1 protein-coding gene and 1 pseudogene are annotated in these 991 nt (G+C 32.1%); one reads left to right on the forward strand and one right to left on the reverse strand.

Going from position 1 to position 991, the window contains the following annotated elements; genetic code table 11:
* A partial coding sequence (locus AC1DTM_RS28535) for a CBS domain-containing protein (protein WP_477001495.1) occupies nt 1-239 on the reverse strand: 239 nt, incomplete at its 3' end.
* A gap of 406 nt (nt 240-645) precedes the next feature.
* On the opposite strand from AC1DTM_RS28535, the pseudogene AC1DTM_RS28540 reads away from it, so the two are divergent.
* Nucleotides 646-991 (forward strand): annotated as a pseudogene (locus tag AC1DTM_RS28540) (hypothetical protein); the annotation flags it as partial.

Here is a 991-nt window from a genome sequence, read left to right on the forward strand (position 1 = left end):
TCTCTCACGTACMCATTCTTATCGTTCAATAATTGTAATACATTATCTTCAAGTGAACCTTTATATTCTAAAATATCTACTTTGTATACATTCCCTAAAAACTTCTCTTTTTTTTCATCTAAAACTGGTACACAACGATACCCCGTTTTATTTAAATGCTCCAGCGTTTCTCCTATCGTAATTGAACTTGAGCAAAACAAAACTTCCCTCTTTGGCACATAATTCCCTTTAATCCTCATAAAAAAGCCTCCTTATGCTAAAATACTTTCTGTGCCATAACTATATTATATTTTCAGAAAAAAATAAATATATTATTTTATTTTTCTGAAAATTATTCATTTTTCCGTCATAATTTATTCATTAATCATACACTTGTTTAAAGTGAAACCTTAATAAGTGGGGATTTTTCCACCCCATTTATTATTAGCCTTCACCAATCGGGCTTTTATGGGCAGTTGATCTCCCCACCTAACTTCTACGCATTCGCCGAATTTTGAGGTGGAGTCTACTGCCCGTTAAAGCGGGATAATCTCAGTATAGTATATTCTCTCTAACTTACTTCGAGAAAAATGTGTTGTAACTTCATCCGAAAAAAGCTAAAATAAGAATAAGAATTTTCTGAATATTCAAAGAGTAGGTGATTAAATGTCCTTATTGCGCTCACATATATGTAAATTTATAGCCGGTGTTTTGATTATTTTTGTCATAAGTCCTCTTCCAGCATTATTCATTACACATAATTATTCCTACTTAACTGGATTTGTAAGCATTTTCCATAATTTAGTGCAGTCTTCTTCCATTTCAATTCCAACAATTGATTGGATGCATGAACCTATCCTTTTCTCAGCAAATCAGCTTATACATACACAAAATATAATACATACCTCTAAYCATTCGTCACCACTGTTCCCCTACATATGGGAAATATATTTTTTATCGATCGTTCGTTTCACATTCACTCTTGTAATCGGTTTCTTTATAAGTCTAGGAA

It is taken from the genome of Bacillus sp. P4_D3 (genome assembly GCF_056401855.1).